Raw genomic sequence first — 24,791 nt, 5'->3', positions numbered from 1 at the left:
AACACACCCTACTGTACTGTTTTATATTATTTACAGATAGTTATTTTTCTACAAAATTAGATTTCATAAAAATTTCTTCGGTAAGTTTGATATACATTTGAGAAGCATGAGATTTAGGTCTATAAAACACTACAGGTTTGCGAAAGAATTTAGCAATTACTACATTATCACAATGTCTAAGTTTCGTTTTATAAACCTTAATATCTAGTTCATCTAAGCATCTTGCCACTTCTTTTTCTATTGTGACACCAATATTGGAAGAGTTACTAAAAACTAAACCAAGTAGTCGTGGAGCAATTTCATCAACAAGTGACTTTTTCCTTTGACTATTTTGCCGTGCTGAACGAATTATTTTAGGAATGAAATGACAACTAATCTCCTTTGCATGACGTAAAGTTTCTGGATCATAATCCGAGGGAATAATTACACCATCAGCGGCAAAGAGAGAACATGCTGTTAGGATATCTGTTTTAGGAGATGTATCAATCAAAATATAATCATATTCGGACCTAACTAGAGATAATAGTTTTCTTAAAGCAGTTGCTTTCTTAGGCATGTGATACTTTTCATCGGTATTATATTCACTAAAATCTTCTAGTGTTTTTTTATTGGCAGGTAAAATAGAAATAGGATATATTTGACCTCTAACATTGAAATAAAGTTTTTGAATTAATTGTTCTGTGAGCTTCTTTGCTGCGTCATATTCTTCTAGTTGAATTTTGTCGAAGCAACGAAGGAGTTTATGTTTAAAATGTTCTGGAATTACGCCCAAGCTCCTAGTCAGGTCCACTTGTGGGTCAAAATCCACTACTAAAACTCGTTTCTTATATGCAGACAATACAGCCGCAATATTAATAATGTTAGTTGTTTTGGCAATACCACCTTTACGATTCCAGATACTAACAATAAAAGCTCGATTAGGATTTTTTAAATAGTAATCTAACTGATAAATTAATTTTGGCAGAGTCTTTTTGGTAACTTTTTGCACCTCCATCAGAGGAATAATTAAACCATCGTTACGCCAAAAAAGCTGGAAGAAATCTCCATTAAATACCAAACCATATTTAGCCGGATTTTTTTTTACACTTAAATATTGTCTAATTCCATGAATTTTAGAATTTTCATCGCCTATTGCTTCCCGATAAAGATTACTTGAGTGACAAGAATTAACAAACTCTGACTCTGATATATTTGCTAAATCCACAACCCTTTTCTTAGTTTCAACTACTAATAATGGTTTGTTAAATTGGTCATAAATAATAAAATTTGGTTTTAACCCCCCTACAATAGTAGTATTCGCCTCATAAGAAAAACCTAGAAAGTTCCACAGATGATTTGTGAAATTAAAATTTAACTGACTTTCTAATAGATTATGGGGTAAAGTTGACCATTTTTTTACTAATTCATCAATGTTCATTTTCCTTCGGCGATTGTTAAGGTTGTCACCATTTCTGGAAGGATGCTACAAACTGCTTGCTAGAAATATTTTTATTAACCTAAATTACTAGTTGGAAAATTTTTGATATTATTCCATACTCACTTAAATTACCTGTTAACTTGAGGTATTTAGGGTTCTAGGTTATGTTTTCAAACTACTCATTTACACTATCAGCTGATTTTAAGATCCCTCTAAATCCCACACTGAGTTGGAGGACTTTAGCTATTCCAACTTTGGAAAGCGGACTAGAGGAGATTAAAATCTGACATATTTATGACTAGCAACTTACGTTAGTAGAAATATTTGTATGGGTATTTGTATATTTTGATAACTACAAATATCTTCAATTCACAACATTTAAGTTCCGTATTTATAACTACTAAAGACGACAGAATAAAATTTGTCACACTTCAATTGTAAATAAACAGCTATTAACCCTAGTGTTTGCATTGATGAATATGTGCAAAAGTCAATCTGTCACATAGTTAGAAGCATAAAAATATATAGTGAGTAGGTAGGTAGAAAATTATTGCGTAGGTAGGAAATTATTGTATCTGAGAAAGAACAGCTTCTTGATAATCAAATTTGTAGTGATGTCCTTGTAATTATTTTCCATTGATGGGTGAAAATTGTTCTACTGCAAATGGTTTACCATGTCCGGGATATACAGTATTTATTTTTAAACTTTTTAATTTTTCTATACTGTTATTGGCTGCTGCAAAATCATCAATAATAGAGCAAAGAGATGGTTTTTGTATGTTTTCAAGTAAATCGCCACAAAATAAGTCACCGTCAGCACTTAAGATTCCAATTGAGCCCTTTGAGTGTCCCGGAATACAAATCACCTTAGCTTCAAATCCGTATTCAGAGAAATCATATCCATCCTCAAGATATAAATCCGATTTACATTTTTCCGACTTACCAAATCCAAACAGAATCGAGACAATAGGAAGCATCATTCTAATGAAAATATTGGGTTTGTGTCGGTTGAAGAAGATATTTCCGCTTTCGAGCATTCCCGAGTCATCATAGTGCATAGCTATTTTTGTTCTAAACTTGTCACGAAGATATGCAGCATTTCCAGTATGGTCAAAATCTCCATGAGTCAAAATAACGAGCTTGACATTTCCCGGTTTACAACCCTCCCTTTCAAGTGCTTTCTCTATTTCAGTACGCCTATTTGAACTTCCGGTATCAATCAGAATAAAGTCTGTATCATTTTCTAATAAATAGCAATTTACATTACTTAAGTTGAATGGTAGCAATGAGGTAATAGTTTTGATTTTATATTGCATATTTCCACCTTTGATATCGTATTTCTATAAATTGCTTTTCCATTTATAAGTAATAAAAGCGACTATAAATTAATGTTGTTATGAAGTTGCAAAAATAACTTGTAGATTCACTTATAAATAAGCACATATAGTAAAAATTGGAAATCATACCCGTAAGAAAAGTTGTGAGAAGGTAAGTAGTTGTGTTATCTTTCCCAAGAAAAACATTACTGAAAATATATTTATTAATCAGTAATTAAGCGCATGTGAGATCGCTTTCCTCATCTTGCAACTTTCAATTTGTGGATAAGTTAAGAGTACGTAATAAACTTGAGGGAAATATGAGGAAATAAAGCACATTAATTTTATAAGCTCAGCACGATCGCCTTGATAATTCTTCAGTACTTTCAAGCATCAATAAATAAGCTAATACCTGGATACCTGAGGAGATAATTACTCGAGGAGATATATTTGAATTGCTCTTTAGTTAAAGATATTAGTTTGTCAGCATGAATATAGTTATGGCATTGTTTTTAGGTATTGGCTTAAGTGCAGCCTCTGGTTTTAGAGTCTTTCTTCCACCTTTAGCCCTTAGTATTGCAGCCCTAAATGGAGTAGTCCAACTTTCTTCAGATTGGGAATGGGTTGGTACTTACCCGACAGCGATCGTTTTGGGTATTGCGGCAATTGTTGAAGTGCTTGCCTATTTTATACCCTTTGTCAATAACATGCTCGACTCTGCAGAAATATTCCTTGCTCCCATCGCTGGAATGTTTCTTACTGCATCAACTTTATCAATGGCTGGAGATTTCGATCCGGCGTTCGTGTGGACTTTATCAATTATTACTGGTGGAGCAACAGCTGAAGTAGTAGAAGTAGGAACATCCATAACAAGACTAGCCACAACTACTGCAACTGCTGGGGTGGCTAACCCTATTGTTTCAGTCGTCGAAGTTATTTCGTCTATCGTGCTCTCGATTTTGGCAATAACTTTACCTTTGTTGACCATACTGCTTGTAACCATTATTCTGATTGACGGCAGTCGTCGCATTTTAAGATTTATTTCCAGGCGCAAGCAAAGGCGGAAGATGAAGAAGAATGATAATTAATTGGTAATTGGTAATTGGTAATTGGTAATTGGTAATTGGTAATTGGTTAATCCCTAGTCGCCAGTCCCCTATCCCCAATCCCTACATTAACTACTAAGTGCTTTGAGAAATCTTTGTAATCCCTTGAAAACACTGGGTTTTTTGCCTGAGGTTTTTCCTTCTCCTTCAGCTTGTGGATCTCCCCCAGCAATAATCATATCTAGTTCGTCGCCGGAAGGTTTTTTACCTAAATCAACTACTTTTTCGTAATCATCATCCTTCTTGACCCATACTTCCCAAAGTTCAGGGTAAGCACGTAATACTGCAGCTTCTTCAAATATTGGACGTAAATAATAACAGGATTCAATTGTGCTGATAAAACGTTGGCGAGTTTGGCGCGCAGCATAACCAATACCAACGACCCCAGAATCTTCCAAACGGGGATTTAGGATTACAAACGGGCGATCACCAATTTGTTCGCACAGCTTTTCCAGTTGGGGTACTTCTACAGAAGTAGGAGTAACAAAGAGAAATATTTCATCTTCTGGTTCAATTTTCTGCTCTGCATTAGAAGCTCTACCGGTACCGACATCTAAAATTTTGAATGGTACATCGCTCCATTCCCGCTTTGCTAAAGCTGCAGCACCTGCGTCAGCAAAAAAAACTTTTAACTTATCGCCATATTCTGCAAACAATGGTAGAAACTGTTCTGCAATTGGCATTACTTTTAGTTCGGGGAACAACAGTTCTACTTGCAATCTTCTGTAACCATCATCGAGTGCTGCTTTGGTTGCTTCTCGCGATTGGGCGATCGCATCCTCTAGTGTTGCTGGAAGTTGAGGCATATTAAAAATTCTGGGTATTGGATACTAGATTTTGGATCTTCTTATGAGATATCAAACTATAAATTATCTCATATGTTGGCAGCACATATAAGTTCATGATTATGAGAGAAAGCAGACCATCAAATTTATACCAGTGATTAGATTCTGCGACTGTCTATTTAACCATAAAAATGATATTTTTCAGTTGCGTTACCGTAACTTATATCGTCTATTTGCTTTACGAATGGTTGGTCATTGAAGTTTATTAAATAGTTTCTGACCTGACAGCAGGGATTAAAGTAAGATTAAATACTGATTGTCTTGAAATGCTGCTTGGTACACTAGCATTCGAGAGGTGACAGGTTCCTCAGTATACAAACAAACACTAAAGAACTGTACTAATCTAAATTAATCCAATCTTAAATAAAAAATAAACACATAACTATGCCATCCAAAAAAACTCTTACCCGAGATGAGGAAAATCAAGGTAAAACTCGTTTACTTCTGGCTTTATGGGCGTTTGGAGGAGCAAAGGAAGAAGTGAAGAGAGGCGAAATTACCAAGCGAGTTGTACCAAAAGGTAAGAAGGTAGCAGATTATCAGGAAGTTTTCCAGCAGTTGGAAAAGCAGAAGGCGATCGCAATTTCCAAAAAAGGATTTTCTCTGGTGTCTCCCAAGGGTTTAGAAATACTGAATGAAAGTTTGAAAAGTTCTGATTTTGCGTTTGAAGGAACAATTATAGGAACTTGGGTGGCGAATGCTTTACTTAAATGGGTTAAAGAAGTTGATAGTAAGGCTATTTCTACATCACAAAATAAGTTAGCCAAAGATGATGAATCTTCAAAAGAATTTATAGATTCCTATGAAGAGTTTAAAGAAATGACCCTGCAAGTTTACGATGAATTGAACAAAGATGAAAAGCTGAATAATCTAGTGCCAATTTATCAGATCCGGAGGCAGATTGGTGATCGCGTGAATCGCCAATATTTTGATTCCTGGCTGCTAGAAATGCAAGCAAACGATATCTTGCAATTACAAGGTGGAAGTTTACCAGATAACGATCCAGCAAAAATCAAAGACTCTATAGAAACTCAATTGAGTGGATTGCGCTGTTATGCAAAACTTTTGAGTTCATAAATCTGCTTCACAACTTAAAACCTGCTTCACGTAAATTGCTTTGATTCTTTGTTTTGATTTTCTGCTGATAACTTATACTTAATTCACCTTAAACTAATGCTGAGCGAAGACCTAATTAATGCGATCAAAAATCACAATCCATTTGAAGGACGTCTAGTAGTAAAAAGTCGGGATATTTGGGGAACGGGTTTTCCCGATGTTTCCAGTTTAAATGCTCATGCCTCAGATGCTGTTTATGGTGCAATAGATAAGATTCGTAACGGTAGACGACAGGTAGTTGGTATTACTATTACCGCTGAGAAAGGTTTAGGTAAAAGCCATCTCATCAGTAGGATTCGCCGTCGTCTTCAGAATGATCGCAGTGCTCTATTTGTTTATATGAGTCAGGTCGGAGACTTAAACGGGATTAAAGCTGAATTTTTACGTAATTTGGCTAATAGCCTTAAAGAAGTTGGTAGTCAAGGTGTTAGTCAGTGGCGAGAATTAGCAACTGCTTTGATTAATGAAGCGTATAATAAAAAGCAAAGTTATACTCCCGAGCAAATGGTTAGTACATTTGCCGAACTGTTTCAAAAAAATCCTAACGTAATTGATACTTTCAGCGATAAAGTACTAGAAATCAAACCCGATATTGAAAATCCAGATATCATAACTGCAATATTATGGACCCTTTCTTCTTCACCTCGTTATCAGCTTAATGCCATAAAATGGCTTGCTGGTGGAGAATTACCGCAGTCAAGAGCAGATGCAATGGGTCTATCAAACCCTAGCAAAAAGAATAGGGAAGCTGAAGCTTTTAACACGGTACGCCAAATTCTCGATCTGATTAGCGATTACAAGCCAATCGTAATTTGTTTTGATGAATTGGATGTTGCTGAATGTAATGATGCAGGATTTAGCAAATCACAAGTTGTTGCTAGTTTAGGCAAAGATTTATATAACAGCATAAAACGTGGTGTTTTACTAACAGCAATGTATCCTGAAACCTGGAAAGATCAGGTCAGGAGTTTATCTTATGCTGAAGCGATTGTAGATCGGATTGGTGAAACAATTTTAGAGTTAAATTATCTTAATTCCACCGATGTAACGACTTTAGTTTCTCAATGGTTAAAGGATTTTTACGAACAACAGGAACTGATAGCACAGCTTCCACATCCACTTTTTCCATTCGAAGAAGAAAAACTCAGAGAATTTGGTAAGGAAAGACCAACTTTTAGAACAGTCTTAAAGTGGTGTTCGAAAAACTGGGAAATCCCCCCAAATGCAGAGGAAAAATCAAAACCGATACAGCCAAAAAAGCATCCTGTAGAATCTGTTTATGATAAGGAATTAGCAGATCTCAATGGTAATATAAAAGATTACATAGAAGATACAACTTTACTTACGAAGTCTCTACATTTTAACTTTTCTACATTAGTTGGAGAAACTTTAGAACGAGTAGAAGTTGAAAAAATTGCAGAAATAAGAGGTTCTAAAAAGGATAAGGAGTATATCCATTTCAAGATTATCGGTAAAGAAGATGGGAAAACAGTAAAAATTGGGGTCGCTGTTCTTGAAGGATTCACTGGTAATTCTCTTCTAGCTGGATTAAAGCGTTTAATTAACTATAAAAAATTTGATTTGACTCGTGGTTGTTTAGTTCGCTCAAAACAAGTAGGTTCTGGAACTCAAACCAAAAAGTGTTTAAATCAACTGCTGTCTCCGTCATTAGGTGGTGAATGGGTGTTATTGAAAGCTGAAGACATTAAGCCATTGTTAGCAATTTATTTTGTGATGAATAGTTGTGACGATTATGAACTAAGTGAAGACCAAATTATCGATTTTATCGTCCAAAAACGGATCGTAATAGATAACTATTTAATCCGTGAAATTCTCAGCGACCCATCTGGCGAAATTCCCTCGGAAGCTGCTGATGAAGACAGCTAAAATTTAAAATTTTAAAATCGATTTTCTACAAATAATCCTGTAGTATCGATGATAGTAGTTGCTTTATTGAGGAATAATGACTAATGATATCGTGATTTACAAAGCTCTACGTTTACCAGCACCTGACATTGAGGCTTTATTGCAAGGACGCTCAATTGTAGCAATATCTAATACGTTTATCAATCGGGAAAAATTTGCTCTATGCTCGGCTAATACTCTAATGAACCCATTACCAATTGAGCGTTACTATCATATAAATTTCTTAGATATAGCTCAAAGAACTTTTGCTCAATTAGGTACTGAAAAACTTACTATAAAAGCCTGGGCAAAATGTGAATGGTGTCACGATATTAATCCTGAATCAATAGCAACTTTATCGCGGCTAACCATTTGGACAAAAGAAACTTTAGAAGAAACATTAGCGTTAAGGAAAAATATCTTTCTTATATATCTGCGCGTTTATTATTTGTCTGAACAGATTGAAATTTCACCTAAAGGAAATAATAAGTTTATTCCTTTGTCTACGCATCTAAGTGTTTCCGACTCAAGACCAATATTAACAGATAACATCTTCGCTACTCGTAAACGTCAATTAGAGAAACTTGAACCACCAACATATCCAAAATTAGAAGAATTTCTGGGTGTTTTATCGACTTTAAATTTAAACAACCCAGCAGCAAAAAAATTAGAAGAAGATATTCAAGTTTTTTTGGGTTGGAATACTCAACAAGTTAACCAGCAAGTAAATTTAAACTTAGCTTGGATAAACGATATTGCAGCATTAGGAAACCGTAGCAAGGAAGAAGAAGGTAAAAGCAATCATCAAGCGGGGACAGATTTTGAAAATATATCGCGTAAAGCTCTCGAATTTATTGGATTTAAAGTTGATGAAAGCTACAAAGGAGGAGCCGGTGGTTTAGACTTATATTGCTCATATCCTTATCCTGTAGTTATAGAATGTAAGTCTGGAAAAAGTATTCCTAATCGCTCAGTTGAAGAATTATTAAAATTAGGTGGGACTCATTTAGGAGCAGACAAAGTTCTCGATTCACCCAAATTAATCATTGGTCCCAATAGCGCAAATGCAACTCAACACACCTTGAAAGCTGCTAAAGAGTGGAAAGTAAGTATTATTGAAGCTATGTCATTACAAGAACTTGCTGAATTAAAAGCACAATATCCAGGCTCAATAGACCTTATAGAACTGAGAAAATATCTAGAAGCTGGAGTAGTTGACCACAAAATTCAGGAATACACCAATGAGGTCAAAAGAAATATTGAAATACGTTCGCACTTAGTCCGATTAGTTAAAGATTATTTGCAAAACTCCAATATGGATTCTACTGGAGTCGATGCATTGCATGGTGCTTACTTTGGTTCTAATCCACCGCAAAGACTACAAATCAAGGAAATGCATGAAATCTTAATCGAACTTTCCTCTCCTTTAACAGGTTATTTAGGACGAATTAAGGGGAAAGATTGGAAAAACGATAAATTCTACTTTCTCCGCGATTTATCAATGTAATCAATAATTATCGTTAATAATTACCTCTATCAATATATAAGGAAATACGGTAGAGTGGAAATGTATTATACACTTACCATCCGTGCAGCAATAGCCCTACGTAACAAGGTTAGGACATTGGTAAATCCTGTTTTTCCTATGGACATGTGCTCAGCCTGCGGCGTCGGGGTTATCCTCTAGCTATGCTACCTTACGGATCCGCTAACGTCGTAGACGCGTTAAAAGCTATGATGTGTAAAATTTCGTTAGCAAAGCTATCTTGACTTTTGAATTTTTACTTTTTACTTTTTACTTGTGCGTAGCGCCATAACAGTGTATCTCTCGCCAAATGTAAGGTAATTTCCCGCTATACATCTATTGCTATACCTACTTTGTAGAATTTTAATCTTTTGAGTCCTTGATGTCGATCCTCACAGAGCGAGAGAAGAAGGTGATACAGGAGAGATAGTTATGAATAAACCTATTTCCGACCCCCATCTACTCTATGAGGATTGGATTCTCACAGAAACTCAGTTCGATCCGGAACAACTTAACTACAAAGAAACTGTTTTCACAATTGGTAATGGTTACCTGGGGACGCGAGGAAGTTTTGAAGAGGGTTATCCTGGTGCTTTAGCAGCCACTTTAATTAATGGTGTCTATGATGATGTTCCTCTCTTTTATACCGAACTCGCCAATTGTCCTGATTGGCTGCCATTGTTAATTATTATAGATAACGAAGAATTTAGTCTTAGTCGGGGAGAAATTTTAAGTTATCAACGTCAGCTAGACTTGAAACGGGGTCTCCTCAGCCGTAAAATTTGCTGGCGCAGTCCCAATGGAAAAACAATCGATCTATACTTCGAGCGCTTCGCCAGCCAAGCAGATCGACACGTACTCGCGTTACGCTGTCAGTTAACAGCAGTTGATTTCGATGGTACTGTTCTGATTCGAGCTAGTCTTGATGGGAATCCAGAAAATAAAGAGGGTTTCAATCATTGGTTAATTCTTGACCAAAGTTATGATGATGGTAATACTTCCTTACTAGTTCGTACTAGAAGCTCGCGCATTGAACTGGGAATGGCAGTAAATTTAACTATATCGGGAACTAAAGCTGAATCAAAAAATACAAGTGTACCAGGCTTTCCTACCATAGAAACAAAGTTCGATGCTGTTGCCGGAAAAACTATTACTTTAGAGAAAATAATTACTGTTTTTACCTCTCGGGAAGTGGAAGCCCCGATCAAAGCTGCTTGCAATAAATTACAGCAACTACCCAGCTATACAGAACTACTAAGCCATCACGAAAAAGCTTGGGAAAGCTTATGGGAAAACAGTGATATTGCAATAGAAGGAAGCAGTGAAGCTCAGCTTGTCCTTCGTTACAATTTATTTCAACTCCTGATTAGCGCTCCCCAAGATGACGACCGGGTTAGCATTCCAGCTAAAACTCTATCTGGCTTCGGTTATCGCGGACATATTTTTTGGGACACCGAATTCTTTATTCTACCCTTTTTCATCTTTACCCAACCAAATATTGCTCGCAACTTGCTCACCTACCGCTACCACACCCTAGAGGGCGCTCGCCGCAAAGCAATTAGTTATGGCTATCGGGGTGCAATGTATGCGTGGGAAAGTGCAAATACTGGCGATGAAGTAACTCCCCGTTGGGCTCCACCGGATGAAATCTATGGCGAAGATATCCGAATTTGGTGTCGCGATCGCGAAGTTCACATCAGTTCCGATATTAGCATCGCCACTTGGTGGTATTGGCAAGTCACCGGTGATGATGAGTGGATGCGCGATTATGGGGCTGAAATTATTCTTGATACTGCTTTGTTTTGGAGTAGCCGCGTCGAACTCAATATCAAACGCGAACGCTATGAAATTCGCCAGGTGATTGGTCCAGATGAATATCACGAAAATGTTGATAATAACGCTTTTACCAACCGGGTAGTTCAATGGCATTTGGAAAAAGCCCTTAACATTTACGATTGGTTAAGTAAGACCTATCCCGAACAAACTTTAGAACTGGAAGAAAAGTTACAATTAACCTCAAAACGACGCTGGCGCTGGCGAGATATCGTCGAAAATATTTGGATACCCTATGACCCCGAAACAGGTTTGTTTGAACAGTTTGAAGGCTTTTTTAAACTAGAAGATACTAAGCTTGCTGATTACCAACCGCGTACCCGTTCAATGCAAGCTATTTTGGGAATCAAGGAAACTAGTAAGCGACAAATCCTCAAACAGCCAGATGTTTTAATGCTCCTCTATCTCATGGGAAGAACTCCAGACACTGATTATGGTGAAGAAGTTCTCAGGAAAAATTGGGATTACTACGCACCACGAACCGATATTACCTATGGTTCTTCTCTTGGTCCAGCCGTTCAAGGTCTTGTAGCAGCTTCTTTGGGAAAAACAGTAGAAGCTTATAAATATTTTAGGCTAGCAGCCTTAGTAGATCTGGAGAATACTCGAGGCAATGCAGCTGAAGGAATTCATGCAGCATCCTGTGGTAGTATCTGGCAAGCCGTAATTTTCGGTGTTGCTGGAGTCAAGTTTACGCAAGATGGTCCCGTAACAAAACCCAATTTGCCTAACGCTTGGAAACGCATGAAATTTAAACTCTATTGGCGCGGTGATTGGTATGAATTTGACCTCAAGTCAAAGTAATTTATCAGTCAAAAGTCAAAATTACCCATTACCAATTACCCATTACCAATTACCAATCCCTAACACCTCTGATAACGCATTCCCGGTAACTGCGACACCAATCCCATTAATTCCAACTGCAACAAATTACTAGAAACTTCACTCGCTGACATACCCGTTTGTCGAATAATAAAATCGAGTGGTAGTGACTCTGAAGAAATGACATCCATTACCCGTTGCAGTTCTGGTGATAAATCTGGTAATGGTACATTTGATACTTCTGCTTGATGATTCGCAAAATCTAACTTTGGTATGGCTCCCAAACTTTTAAGCAGTTCTTCTAACTCTTTTTGGATCGGTGCAGCCCCTTGTGTGAGTAATTTTAAGCAACCTTGGGATGGTAAATCATCTAATCTTCCCGGTAAAGCATAAACATCCCTACCGAATTCATTTGCATAGTCAGCAGTAATTAAAGCACCAGATTTTGCTGGAGCTTCCATAACCAAAACTGCACGACTTAAACCTGCAATGATGCGATTGCGACGGGGAAAATGTTTGCGATCGGGTGGAGTTTTGGCGGGATACTCACTAACAACTAAGCCGCGATTCAAAATATGTTTGTAAAGTTCGCGATTTTTAGAAGGATAAATCACATCAACACCTGTACCTAAAACAGCAATTGTACGTCCCCCTGCTTTGAGACAAGCTGCATGGGTTACGGTGTCAATTCCATCAGCCATTCCGGAAACGATGGTAAAACCATTTTCTACCAAAGCTGTAGTAATTCGACGCGTCCAACGAATACCATATTCTGTAGGTCTGCGCGTCCCCACAATTCCCACCGAAGGTTTTTGTCCGAGATTTTCTGTTAACTCTACTTCGCCACGGTAATACAAAATTGGCGGGGGACTAGGAATTTCCTGGAGCAAGCGGGGATAGTTTGGATCTGCGGGTGTCCAAAAATCAGGATTTTCTTGTTGGTGCTTTTGTAGTAATTGTTCTGGGTTGATGCGAGAACGCTGTTGGATAACTTTTTTGATAGTTTGTAAGCCAAAACCTTCTACGGTACCCAAATCTTGAGCTTTTGCTTCCCAAGCGATCGCCAAGCTGCCAAAATGCTGATGTAAGCGTTGCAGTAATATTGGACCAATTCCCGAAACTTGTGTCCAAGCTAACCAATATGCGCGTTCCTCTACCAAGTTTTTATCCTCCCTCACCCTACCGGTTTAGTATTCCCAGTTGAGGATTAGGGATTAGGGATTAGGGATTAGGGATTAGGGATTAGCGACTAGGGATTGGGGATTTGGGATTAAAAATTCATTACTCCTTACTGTGTGCTGTAGACACTAAAGTGTCTAACTTTGTGAACGCGCTCCGCTAACATTACTTCTTACTTATTACTCCTTACTCCTTACCTAGAATTTTACGCTTTCGCAGAACGTTGAGCTTCCAAGTAATCAAATACAGATTTATCTCCGATGTCTGGTGGAATTGCTTGGATAACTTTACGTAAAGCAAAGACCAAAAAGGAAACAGCCCAGGTTCCGAGTAAAACCTTTTCTACATCTAGAGGTAAAATTCCTGTCAAATGTCCCAACAGCAATAATGGAACTATTGGGGTTAACAACTTGGTTTCTAAACGGTTGAAACAAAAAGCTTCTTTAAAATAAATTCCGGTCAAAGCTGCAAAGGTAAAACCTACTCCCAAAATGGTCAGGGGTTGGTTATAAATCGTCATTGCTAAAGGTTCGCTAGTCGAAGCAGCGATCGCGATCGCCGCTCCACTACCAACCACCCAAAATATTTGTAGTAAGCGGTGCAGTTCCACCATATAAATATGAATGGTTACCAAACTTATACCCAAAGCAATACTGAACACAGCATATAACGCTGTCAGAAATGGTAGTGTTGATTGGAAGTTAAATAATACTAAGCCACTACCAATTGCAAAACAGAGTGCAGCGACCATTAAACCAGAGCGGTAAATAACTACGCCAGTGCGATCGCTATCATTAATTGTAAATTCGCCAAACTGTCCTTTATATACTTCCGGTGGGGTTGTAATTTCTGTTGTCATAATGTTTTTCTCAAGTCAGGTGTAAAACAATTTTGTACTATTCACAAAAAGGATCTATTCTGACTCTTGACTCCTGTTAGTGTAACGGGGTGCAACAGCCCATAAGTCTGCTATATCTAAATATTACTTCAACAGCTTAATTCAACAGCTTTTTGGTACTACTCCCCATGACTATTACCTGTTCCCAACTTTTAGAAAAACATTCTCAAGCTTGGAAACAAGCCACAGTGCATCCATTTCTCACCCAATGTCAGTTAGGAACTATACAACCACAACAATTTTCTACTTGGTTGGTACAGGATTATCTATTTGTCGTTGAATTTACTCGATTTGTTGCGCGAGTTTTAGCTAATTCTCCAAGGCATCATTTTGATATTCTTCTAAGTGGTTTGGGTGCACTTAAAGATGAACTGACTTGGTTTCAAGCGAAAGCACAAGAGCGACAGCTTAATTTAGAAACTGAACCCCAAGAAACTTGTAAGCAATATTGTGAATATATGAAATTAGTCACAACTATGCCCTATGCAGTGCAAGCAAATACCTTATGGGCGATTGAATTAGCTTATAATCAGGGTTGGCAATTACCTGGTAAGATGCCACCACCCTATGCAGAGTTCGCTGATCGTTGGGGAAATCAAGGTTTTACTGAATATGTGAAACTTTTAGAACAAATTGCTGATGAAGTTTTATTAACGGTAGATGAAACGGTACAGGGTCAAGCCGAATCGGCTTTTTTAGAGATTGCAACTAGAGAAAAAGACTTTTGGTCAATGGCGATGACAGTTGAGTAAGTAAGCAAGGAAAATTATTTATACATTTACTATCTATTTATATCTGCTGTTCCCTGTTCCTTACCTTGAAATCTTAATGCTTATGACCAACAGTTAAGACTAGCGAATATTTTGAAGTAAATCATAAAACCCTTGCTATGTAAGGATTTTATAATTTTTTTTCAGGAACTGAGCAATATTTTAATAAGAAATATTGGCAGAATTAAATTTAGAACCTGTCAAAAATGACAGGTATAAAGAGTTTTTAAGGTTAATTATCTTCAATTACTGTCTATATTGCTAGATTTGACAATTCTGTATCAAGATATACAATTTAAGGTGTAACTAAACTTTTATTGTATTAATGGCACTTAGAGATTAAAAAAAAACGTCAAACTTATACAAATTAATGTTTTAACTTCAATTTATTTGTTTTCTTGATATATCGGTTTTTACTTACGTTCATTACACCTAAAGCACCACTAAGTATGGCGATCGCGTTGTAATATCTTTTGGGCTTATGGCTTCTGCATCTGTACCTTATCTATTTGAGGACCTCTATAATCTGGGTTATGACTAACGCCGAGCTACGCTGACAGTAATTTTAAAGTGCTTCAAGTACATTCATCATTGCCCTGCTTGGGTTTGAGGCTTTTTTATCGTTGTTTTTTGTTTGAGTCCCGTTATGTAACTAAGCTGCACGGTATACATGATGAAAAAACATTACTCTGTAATAGTTGTAGGGGGTGGACAAGCTGGTCTAGCGATTAGCTACTGTTTGAAGAGTAAAGGGATCGATCACATCATATTTGAAAAGAATCACATTGGTTATTCTTGGCAAGAAAAACGTTGGGATACCTTTTGCTTAGTAACACCTAATTGGCAATGTACTCTCCCTGGCTATCATTATCCAGGTGATGATCCTGACGGATTCATGGAAAGAGATGCGATTGTTGAATACATCAGAGACTATGCCAAATCTTTTAATCCACCAATTAAAGAAGGATTAGAAGTATTTTCAGTTAAGAAAAATACTTCTGAGGGATTATTTGAACTAGCTACTTCCATGGGATACTATACAGCAGATAAAGTTGTAGTTGCTACAGGTAACTATCATCAGGCGAAAGTACCAACAATTGCCGAAAGATTCCCTGAGAGCATATTGCAACTGCATTCTTCTGATTACAAAAACCCTGAATCATTGCCAAACGGTGAAGTACTGGTAGTCGGTAGTGGGCAATCAGGTTGTCAAATCGCTGAAGACATACACTTAGTAGGGAGAAAGGTTCATCTATGCGTTGGCAGCGCACCGCGATCGCCTCGCGAATACCGAGGTAAAGATGTAGTATATTGGCTAGATCGACTAGGATATTACAATTTAACCATTGCTAATCATCCTGATAAAGAGAACGTCAGAACTAAAACTAATCATTATGTTAGTGGTCGTGGCGGTGGTCATGAAATTGACTTAAGAATCTTTGCGATTGAAGGAATGCAGCTATATGGCTCATTAAAAGATATTCAGGGAGACAAATTAGAATTTAAACCCAACCTAAAGCATAATCTCGATCGTGCTGATGATGTAGCCGAAAGTATTAAAAGAAAAATCGATGAATACATTGCTAAAAATCAAATAGCTGCGCCTACTGAACCAGAATATCGACCAGCTTGGGAACCAGAAACAGAAGTTTCACAGCTTGACTACAAAAAAGCTAACATTACTTCCGTAATTTGGTGTACTGGCTATCAAGCCGACTTTAGCTGGGTTAAAGCTCCTGTATTTGACAGTAAAGGCTATCCCAATCACGAGCGTGGTGTCACTAGTGTTAATGGCTTGTATTTTTTAGGACTTCCTTGGCTATATACCTGGGGTTCGGGAAGATTTTCAGGGATAGCTAGAGATGCACAATATCTGTCTGATCGCATAGCAAACAAAATGAAATATATCTACCCAGGTACATTGTTGGCTGTCAATTAAGTCGCCCTCGGATTTTGACAGTAAATAAGTCCCGATAAGCAGGATAAAGATAATCAAAATTATTAGAGGAATACAAATTATGCCTGAAGTTACTACCCCCGCCCATCAAACTGGTGATTTCTTTGTAGATTATGAAGAGAAAGTATTTCCTGATGTCAAAGCTGAACCAGGGGAGAAAGCATTAGTTACTTTTCATACTGTAGCTTTTGAAGGTTCAATTGGTTTGGTAAACCTACTACAGGCTACCCGTTTGATTCGTAAAGGTTTCGAGACTTCTGTCTTACTATATGGTCCTGGAGTAACATTGGGGATACAGCGAGGCTTTCCCAAGATTGGCGATGAATCTTTTCCTGGACATCAGGCGATGAATAACCAGCTAATCAAAATAATGGAAGAAGGAGGAAAGGTCTATGCTTGTCGCTTCGCATTACAAGCATTGTATGGACATGGCGAACCTTCTCTTATTCCTGGAATTATTCCCATCAATCCTTTAGATGTATTGGATATTGTTTTACTCCACCGCAAAGAAGGCGCATTTATTATAGACACCTGGACGATGTAATATCATATCCGCTTAATTACTTATGAAAAAATATGTTTGTTTGTAGTAGCGCTTTAGCGCCACAGTAAAGATATTGGCGCTCAAGCGCTACTACGAACCTTATCGCAAGTATTTTACCGGAAATCCATCGATATGAATTTTGAGCGGCTTTGCTGACTTTAACTTTCAACTTGCACATTTTCTGGTTTTAGCTAAAAGCTTTGGTGGATGAGGGCTACAAAATATGCAAGTTCGGAATATACCAAAGTACGGTTTTGCAGCTAGCCAAACATGAAAGAAATACATCTTTTTTCTTTGGCTAAAAGCCTTATATAATAAGGGTTTTAAAATGTGTTTATTGAAAGAGTTAATCAACTTTCAAATCTGAAAAACTGATTCGTCTCTTAATAGCCATAAACTAAAGACATGATAGATCGTTCACGTACCGTTAAAGCAGCAGCAGTACAGATATCTCCTGTGTTGTATAGCCGAGAAGGAACTACTGAGAAAGTATTAAAGGCGATCGCAGACGCAGCTAAAGAGGAGGTACAGTTGATTGTTTTCCCTGAAACCTTCATTCCTTACTACCCTTATTTTTCTTTTATTCAGCCGCCAGTGTTGATGGGAAAGGAACATATGAGGCTATATGAGGAAGCTGTGGAAGTTCCTAGTCTTGTTACCGATGCGGTAAGTAAAGCAGCTAAAGCGAACTCGATGGTAGTGGTCTTAGGAGTTAACGAACGAGATGGGGGTTCTTTATATAATACCCAATTAATTTTTGATGGGGATGGTAGTTTATTACTTAAGCGACGTAAGATTACTCCGACCTATCACGAACGGATGATTTGGGGACAGGGAGACGGATCGGGTTTGCAAGTATCAGATACGGCTGTGGGTAAATTGGGTGCTTTAGCTTGTTGGGAGCACTATAACCCCTTAGCTAGATACAGCCTAATGGCACAGCAAGAACAAATACACTGTGCTCAGTTTCCAGGTTCAATGGTAGGAAAAATTTTTGCCGATCAGACTGAAGTAACTATTAAACATCATGCCTTAGAAGCTGGTTGTTTTGTGGTCAATTCTACCGGCTGGCTAAGTCCCGAACAAGTTACCCAAATCTGCCCAGATGAAAAATTGCAGAGAGTCTTAACTGGCGGGTGTTACACTACAATCATTTCTCCCGAAGGTGTTTCCCTGTGCGAACCCATAACAGAAGGAGAAGGAATGGTGATCGCCGATCTAGATTTTTCTCTAATCACTAAACGCAAGCGGATGATGGATTCGGTAGGGCATTATTCCCGTCCCGATCTATTACAACTCCAAGTAAATACCGATAGATTTAGTGTATGGCATCAAACACCAATAGATCCCTTTGCAATACAAAATGATTGCAACTTAACTAACAGTAAATCACAATCTTTAGAACCTCTAGTAAATCAAGAAGTACAACTAAAGAAGGAATCGCCGTAAAAATTATTTAAAATTATTTAAAGTTATAGATAATAGCTACTAACAATACTACCAACATTTTAATACCCACAGGACTTAGGTAACGATAGTAGATCTGTAAAGTAAGACAGCTAGCTAGACCCTACGGCGTCGACGTTAGTCTCTACCGTGTCCGCAGCACATAAATTTGTCATTACGACTGGAACGCAGTGTAAGGTTAGCGCTACGTCTTGGAGTAATTACCTCACTTTTGCGTGAGTCCTAACCCATCAATTAGCAGCGATCTAATGAATAATAACGACAAGCAAAAATTAATTACCCAATTACAGTCTCAAGGTTTAAAACTGGTAGAAGGTGACACAGAAACATCTGGGAGAAAAGGTGGTGCTGGACCATCAGATCACAAAGCAGTAACGATAGATGGTACAACGGTAATGATACCTGTTTACACTAATATTGCTGCTAAATCTGAGTATACGTTAAAAGAATTCCACCAACGGTCTATCAATGATAAAAAATCTCATGTTTTAGAACAAGCACGAAAGGATATTGCATCTATCCAATTTGTCCAACAGCCCAAATTTTATAGCCTCAAAACGTCTGAGGGCATTCCTTACAATCATATCGCTTTATTACATAGTCACAACGTCTTAGCCACAACGGTTTTACAAACCTGCATTCGCTACAGTAATCGCAATACATCTTGTCAATTTTGCGCCATCGAACAATCTTTAGCTGCAGGTCGAACCATCGCCCAAAAAACCCCGGAGCATTTAGCCGAAGTTGCAGAAGCAGCAGTAAGGCTAGATAATGTGGAACAGTTAGTGATGACTACGGGTACGCCAAATACCACGGATCGAGGAGCAGCTTATTTAACTGAATGCGCCAGAGCAGTCAAAGCTAGGGTTGATTTACCTATTCAAGCTCAATGCGAACCTCCTAATGATTTTGTTTGGTTTCAACGGATGAAAGATGCTGGTGTAGATAGCTTGGGAATGCACCTAGAAGTCATTGAACCACAAGTACGCGCTCGCATTATGCCAGGGAAAGCAAAAGTATCTCTAGATTATTATTTTCAGGCCTTTGAGGCAGCAGTACAAGTCTTTGGTTGGGGGCAAGTAAGCACCTATATTTTGGCGGGTTTAGGGGATAGTTTGGAAACTATTACTGATACTTGCGATCGCCTGATTAAATTGGGAGTCTATCCTTTTGTTGTTCCATTTGTTCCCATTACAGGTACACCTTTGGCGGATCATCATCCTCCCAGCAGCGAGTTTATGTACGCCATCTACGAAGGTGTCGCTGCAATGTTAAACCATGCAGGTATGTATTCCCAGGATATTAAGGCTGGTTGTGCCAAATGTGGTGCTTGTTCTGCATTATCTACCTTTGAGAAATCTACTTTCAAGAATATTAATTCGTGAGGGCGATTCGTCCGGGAAAGTTCATCTGTATTATTATTTACTAATGAAAAAAGACTATCAATTTAAACTAGCTTTATCTGAAACAGAAATAGAAGCTTACTTTCTACTAAGACAACAAATCTTTTGCCAAGAACAAGGGATTTTTGAGATGAGCGATCGCGATGAATATGACTCAATGGCTTATCCTATTGTTGCAATTAGTCATGATAGTCAAGTTGTCGGGGTTGTTAGGATCTATGAAACTCAACCAAGATTATGGTACGGAGGTAGGCTGGGGGTACATCAAGATTATCGGCGAGGGTGGCGAATCGGTAAAGGATTGATTGATAAAGCGGTTACTACTGCTAACACTTGGGGATGCGATCGGTTTTTAGCCACAGTTCAATTAGCTAATGTGCGGTTTTTTCAACGTTTGCACTGGAACTCGATTGACGAAATTAGTATTTGTGGTCGAGTTCATCATTTGATGGAAGCAGAACTAGATTTTTATCCAGCGACAAATCAAGCTCGCCCTAATTTATCAATGCAACTACAAAATTATCAGCTAGTTAATTAATTCTTGATTTTTATCTTGACAAAAAAATAGAAATAATTAACATCGAATATATTATGGAACCCCGTAAAATCTCTATCTAAGCGATCCCTGTATAGGTATTGTGTAACGCTTCTACATGAACGATCCCTCTTCTTTAAATCTCGAAAAGTTAGCTACAAAGCTCAAACAATCATTAGGCATAATTCAAAAGCAAGATATTCAGATTGTCAGCCAAATATTAAATTTACAGACAGACGATCGGATACAATTTGGTGATGATTGCGCCGCAATCCCCGATGGAGACGGTTATTTACTTCTAGCTGCTGAAGGAATATGGCACATATTAGTTGAGACAGATCCTTGGTTTGCAGGTTGGTGTGCAGTTATGGTTAACATCAGCGATATTGCAGCAATGGGAGGAAAAGCGATCGCCATTGTCGATACTATTTGGACAGAAGATACTACTAAAGCCCTACCATTACTAGAAGGATTAAAAGCTGCTGCTCAAACTTTTAACGTACCGATTGTCGGAGGACATACCAATTTTCATAGTGGCTATAATGCTTTGGGCGTCTCTATTTTAGGGCGAGCAAAAAATTTGATTAGTAGTTTTGCCGCTCAACCTGGAGATTTACTAGTTGTTGCAGTAGATCTGGAAGGAGAGATGCACCCGAAATTTCCTTTCTGGAATGCTGCTACCCAAACCGAGCCAATTCGATTACAAGAAAACTTAAATATTTTTCCTTATTTAGCAGAGAATAATTTATGTCATGCTGGCAAAGATATTAGCATGGGAGGGATTGTTGGAACTCTAATAATGTTAATTGAAGCTTCTAAATGTGGTGCAATTTTAGATTTAAATAGTATTATTTATCCTCCCGGCGTAAATTTAGAAACTTGGTTACTCTGCTTTCCTAGTTATGGATTTTTACTATCAATTATGCCCAAAAATTTAGATATTATCAAAAAGCAATTTAGTGAAAAAAATATCTTCTGTGCTTCAATTGGAAAAATTACAGAAGGTTCTCAACTGATAATTCAATCAGACAAGCAATCTTATTTATTTTGGGATTTGAAAATAGATAATTTAATTTTATCTAAATAATTTTATTTTCTACGATTTAAGTAAGTAGGCGAGAAAAAAGTAAACTATGTAAATAAATATAAAATATCTGCATTTGGCTAGTAGTAGCGCTTTAGCGCTAAAGCGYTATTACAAACAAGTTATGATTTTTCTTACTAACGTACTTAAACAATAATAAAATTTCTTTAATTTATGGCATATATTTAGGTAAATTGGATGAATAAAATACTAAAAATTGCCTTATTTACTTACTCGACAAAACCTAGAGGTGGAGTAATTCATACTTTAGAATTAGGAGAAGCACTGCAAGCAAATGGACATAAAGTTTGCATATATGCTTTGGATAAAGATGGCATTGGTTTTCATCGTCCTTTAAATTGTTCTAGTAAATTAATTCCTACTAAACCCACCACAGATCGAAAGTTATTCTTGCAAAGAAAACAAGACTATTTTAATGGAGAGGCAAAAAATAATGGTTTAGACCCAGTAGATGAAATAATCAAACAGAGGATACAAGAGTTTATTGATTATCTGACCCAAGAATCAGAGAAATACGATATTTATCACTCTCAAGACTGTGTTAGTAGCAATGCTTTAAAAATTTTACGAGACAGAGGAATGATTCCTTGTTTTATTCGTACAGTTCACCATATCGATGAGTTTAATAGTCCGTATTTACAAGAGTGTCACGATCGCTCGATATTAGAACCAGATTTATGCTTGTGTGTTTCTAAATATTGGCAAGAACAATTATATCAACAGTATCAAGTAGATGCACCAGTAATTATTAATGGAGTTGATGCTAAAAAATTTTCTAGTAAGGTTAACGGTAAAGAAGCAAAATTAAAACAGCAGCTAGGAATTAATGGTAATCCTATTTATCTAACTATAGGTGGAATTGAACCTCGGAAAAATTCTTTAAAACTGCTACAGGCTTTTATTGAGGTCTTAAAAACCCATCCCCAAGCACAGCTAATTATTGCTGGTGGAGAAACTTTATTTGATTACGAACCTTATCGTTTAAAATTCTTCGATCTTGCTAAACAAAATAAAATCAATATTGGAGAATCATTGATTTTACCTGGAGTGATGAGAGATGAAGATATATCAGTTTTATATCGCTGCGCCGATGTCTTTGTTTTCCCCTCTGTTAAAGAAGGATGGGGACTAGTATTGCTTGAAGCGATCGCATCAAAATTGCCAATAATTACCTCTAATATTCCTCCATTTACCGAATTTTTGACCGATAAATCAGCTTTACTCGTAGACCCTAACTCCAGCAAAGCGATTGTCAGTGCTATGCTCAGTATATTAAATAAAAATGTAGCTCAAAAACTGATTTGTAATAACTCAAATATTCCTTTACAGTATTCCTGGCAAAAATCGGCGCAAATGCATTTGAAGATTTACTCTAAACTATTACAAAACTCTAAATTATTACAAAATAAACAACTATCCATTTGAAAATTATAAATTTATAAGCTTATAAAATTATGCCTGAAATTAACTTTAAAATTCAATGGCCAGACGGTACACAGCAAAGCTGTTATTCCCCTTCTTTAGTAGTCAAAAAATACTTTAACCCAGGAGAAACCTACCAATTAACTGAGTTTGTGGAAAAATCTCGCACTGCTTTAACTATAGCCAGCGATCGTGTTAAGGAAGCCTACGGTTTTTCATGTAGTCGAGCATTAGGACAACTACAACAAATAGAATCAAAAGCATCTGAATATCAAAAATTATCTGAACCTAAAGTTCTGTTTATAGATTTTATAGAACCAATTTGATGCGAGAAATTATCAGTGCGGCAAACTTAAATGACTTAAACCAACAAGTACTTAACTTTACAAACATTGTGACGCCACCTTATGGGGAATTGAATTAGCTTATAATCAAGTTTGGCAATTACCTGGTAAGATTTCACCACCCTATGCAGAATTCACCGAGCGCTGGGGAAATCAAAGTTTTACAGAATATGTGAAACTTTTAGAACAAATTGCTGATGAAGTTTTGTTAACGGAAAGTAAAAAGATACAAACTCAAGCAGAATCAGATTTCCTAGAGATTGCAGTTCTAGAAAAAGACTTTTGGTCGATGGCGATGAAAGGTATCTAAGTTCGAATTCTTTTAGTATGGTTCCGGATTCGATATCAATAGGTATTTAAAAGCACTATCGCGGTCAAACATTGTATTTACGTACCAAAACCTGAACTACTGCGCTTTGACCGTTGTGATATTTCCCTTCATGAATTTCCCGTATAATTTCCCTACCAATCTCAAAATCTAATCCCTTCAATTCTTCCTGTAACGAGTTTAGTGATACCATTTTATCGACTTGTTTTCCTCCCCCTGTTCCGAACTCTAATTGTTGTGGCGTGTATGCTTCAAGTAAAAATGTTCCACCTGTCTTCAACCCACTAAAAACCTTTTGATGAACAACGCGACGAACAACAGACCCAAGGTGAACCCAAATCGAAACGATTGAATCCCAATAATTCTCATCAATTCTAAAGTCTGATAAATCAGCACAAACAGTTTTAACTGTAACTTTATTTTGTTCGGCTAAACCCAAAGTCTTTTCAAGACCGACTTCTGATAAATCAACTGCCGTCACATCAAATCCTTTGCTTGCGAGAAAAACAGCATTTCGTCCCTCTCCTTCACCGAGGCACAAAACTTTTCCCCTTTTTAGTTTGTTAAAATTCTCAAAAAGAAAATCATTTGGCTCTGTACCATATGCAAATCCAGTTTCTCTGTATCTTTCATTCCACATAATGTTTAACTTTTTACAATTTTGTCCGGCTGAACGTGGTGATAAACCCAATAAAATCACATTTAGCTTGATATAGTGGCACCTGCTTCCACCACTCTTATAAGTAAGTAACTATTCGTAAAAATATTGGACATTATCTCAAAAAACAAAAAATCTCCAAACCAGAAATTATACAGTGTTATTTTAAGCATTTTGATTACATTTCGCCACTGGTAATTGGCGTACTGTAACCTTCAAAACTTCTACCGAGACTTAAAAAAGTATACAAGTTCACGTGAATTATATGCGAAAAAAATATTAGTTACGCTATGTCC

Annotated in this window: 19 protein-coding genes and 2 pseudogenes; 15 read left to right on the top strand and 6 right to left on the bottom strand. The window is 37.3% G+C overall.

All coding sequences use genetic code 11. The annotated features are described in order from the left end of the window. Window positions 1–40: 40 nt before the first annotated feature. Window positions 41–1,417, bottom strand: a complete 1,377-nt coding sequence (locus BC008_RS35380) for a ParA family protein (RefSeq protein WP_027843902.1) — start codon at window positions 1,415–1,417, stop codon at window positions 41–43. Window positions 1,418–2,043: 626 nt separating this feature from the next. Beyond that, complete coding sequence (locus tag BC008_RS35375; RefSeq protein WP_027843901.1) at window positions 2,044–2,733, bottom strand: MBL fold metallo-hydrolase; 690 nt, start codon at window positions 2,731–2,733, stop codon at window positions 2,044–2,046. A gap of 500 nt (window positions 2,734–3,233) precedes the next feature. Between BC008_RS35375 and BC008_RS35370 the strand changes: the two genes are divergently transcribed. Beyond that, window positions 3,234–3,821, top strand: a complete 588-nt coding sequence (locus BC008_RS35370) for a DUF4126 domain-containing protein (RefSeq protein ID WP_235595993.1) — start codon at window positions 3,234–3,236, stop codon at window positions 3,819–3,821. An 86-nt stretch (window positions 3,822–3,907) separates the two neighbouring features. Here BC008_RS35370 and BC008_RS35365 read toward each other — a convergent pair whose 3' ends face one another. Next, entirely contained in the window at window positions 3,908–4,645 is a 738-nt protein-coding gene (locus BC008_RS35365; RefSeq protein WP_027843899.1) for a DUF1995 family protein, read from the bottom strand. 423 nt (window positions 4,646–5,068) lie between these two features. On the opposite strand from BC008_RS35365, the gene BC008_RS35360 reads away from it, so the two are divergent. The 4 genes and pseudogenes from BC008_RS35360 to BC008_RS35345 all read left to right on the top strand — a co-directional run. Then, window positions 5,069–5,761 (top strand): hypothetical protein, encoded by a 693-nt coding sequence (locus tag BC008_RS35360; protein WP_027843898.1) that lies wholly within the window; start codon window positions 5,069–5,071, stop codon window positions 5,759–5,761. 96 nt (window positions 5,762–5,857) lie between these two features. Next, complete coding sequence (locus BC008_RS35355) at window positions 5,858–7,687, top strand: P-loop NTPase fold protein (protein WP_058184341.1); 1,830 nt, start codon at window positions 5,858–5,860, stop codon at window positions 7,685–7,687. Window positions 7,688–7,763: 76 nt separating this feature from the next. After that, entirely contained in the window at window positions 7,764–9,212 is a 1,449-nt protein-coding gene (locus BC008_RS35350) for a DUF1802 family protein (RefSeq protein ID WP_027843897.1), read from the top strand. 450 nt (window positions 9,213–9,662) lie between these two features. After that, window positions 9,663–11,858: pseudogene (locus tag BC008_RS35345) on the top strand (glycoside hydrolase family 65 protein); the annotation flags it as partial. A gap of 68 nt (window positions 11,859–11,926) precedes the next feature. Here the strand turns inward: BC008_RS35345 and dprA are convergent. Both dprA and BC008_RS35335 read right to left on the bottom strand, forming a co-directional pair. Next, window positions 11,927–13,045, bottom strand: a complete 1,119-nt coding sequence (gene dprA / locus BC008_RS35340; protein ID WP_027843896.1) for a DNA-processing protein DprA — start codon at window positions 13,043–13,045, stop codon at window positions 11,927–11,929. 224 nt (window positions 13,046–13,269) lie between these two features. Then, entirely contained in the window at window positions 13,270–13,923 is a 654-nt protein-coding gene (locus BC008_RS35335; RefSeq protein WP_027846675.1) for a DUF2301 domain-containing membrane protein, read from the bottom strand. A gap of 167 nt (window positions 13,924–14,090) precedes the next feature. On the opposite strand from BC008_RS35335, the gene BC008_RS35330 reads away from it, so the two are divergent. The 10 genes and pseudogenes from BC008_RS35330 to BC008_RS47045 all read left to right on the top strand — a co-directional run. Further along, window positions 14,091–14,714, top strand: coding sequence for a thiaminase II/PqqC family protein (locus tag BC008_RS35330; RefSeq protein WP_027846674.1), 624 nt, complete (start codon window positions 14,091–14,093; stop codon window positions 14,712–14,714). A gap of 688 nt (window positions 14,715–15,402) precedes the next feature. Beyond that, on the top strand, window positions 15,403–16,671 hold the full coding sequence (locus BC008_RS35325; RefSeq protein ID WP_201026211.1) for an MSMEG_0569 family flavin-dependent oxidoreductase: 1,269 nt from the start codon (window positions 15,403–15,405) through the stop codon (window positions 16,669–16,671). A 79-nt stretch (window positions 16,672–16,750) separates the two neighbouring features. Further along, complete coding sequence (locus BC008_RS35320) at window positions 16,751–17,233, top strand: MSMEG_0572/Sll0783 family nitrogen starvation response protein (RefSeq protein WP_027846672.1); 483 nt, start codon at window positions 16,751–16,753, stop codon at window positions 17,231–17,233. A gap of 405 nt (window positions 17,234–17,638) precedes the next feature. Continuing rightward, window positions 17,639–18,682 (top strand): Nit6803 family nitrilase, encoded by a 1,044-nt coding sequence (locus BC008_RS35315; RefSeq protein ID WP_082650709.1) that lies wholly within the window; start codon window positions 17,639–17,641, stop codon window positions 18,680–18,682. Window positions 18,683–18,948: 266 nt separating this feature from the next. Continuing rightward, entirely contained in the window at window positions 18,949–20,085 is a 1,137-nt protein-coding gene (locus BC008_RS35310; protein WP_036265882.1) for an MSMEG_0568 family radical SAM protein, read from the top strand. 43 nt (window positions 20,086–20,128) lie between these two features. Further along, window positions 20,129–20,641 (top strand): MSMEG_0567/Sll0786 family nitrogen starvation N-acetyltransferase, encoded by a 513-nt coding sequence (locus BC008_RS35305; RefSeq protein WP_027843986.1) that lies wholly within the window; start codon window positions 20,129–20,131, stop codon window positions 20,639–20,641. Between the two features lie 115 nt (window positions 20,642–20,756). Next, window positions 20,757–21,725: a sll0787 family AIR synthase-like protein gene (locus BC008_RS35300; protein ID WP_027843985.1), complete on the top strand. Its 969-nt coding sequence runs from the start codon at window positions 20,757–20,759 to the stop codon at window positions 21,723–21,725. A gap of 195 nt (window positions 21,726–21,920) precedes the next feature. Next, window positions 21,921–23,168, top strand: coding sequence for an MSMEG_0565 family glycosyltransferase (locus tag BC008_RS35295; RefSeq protein ID WP_027843984.1), 1,248 nt, complete (start codon window positions 21,921–21,923; stop codon window positions 23,166–23,168). 29 nt (window positions 23,169–23,197) lie between these two features. After that, window positions 23,198–23,491, top strand: coding sequence for an MSMEG_0570 family nitrogen starvation response protein (locus BC008_RS35290; protein ID WP_058184340.1), 294 nt, complete (start codon window positions 23,198–23,200; stop codon window positions 23,489–23,491). Window positions 23,492–23,567: 76 nt separating this feature from the next. After that, window positions 23,568–23,819, top strand: a pseudogene (locus BC008_RS47045) (thiaminase II/PqqC family protein); the annotation flags it as partial. Between the two features lie 64 nt (window positions 23,820–23,883). Here the strand turns inward: BC008_RS47045 and BC008_RS35285 are convergent. After that, window positions 23,884–24,477, bottom strand: a complete 594-nt coding sequence (locus BC008_RS35285) for a class I SAM-dependent methyltransferase (protein WP_027843983.1) — start codon at window positions 24,475–24,477, stop codon at window positions 23,884–23,886. Window positions 24,478–24,791: the final 314 nt, after the last annotated feature.

This window comes from Mastigocoleus testarum BC008 (genome assembly GCF_001456025.1).
GTDB lineage: Bacteria > Cyanobacteriota > Cyanobacteriia > Cyanobacteriales > Nostocaceae > Mastigocoleus > Mastigocoleus testarum.
This window is presented reverse-complemented; position numbering and strand designations above follow the sequence as displayed.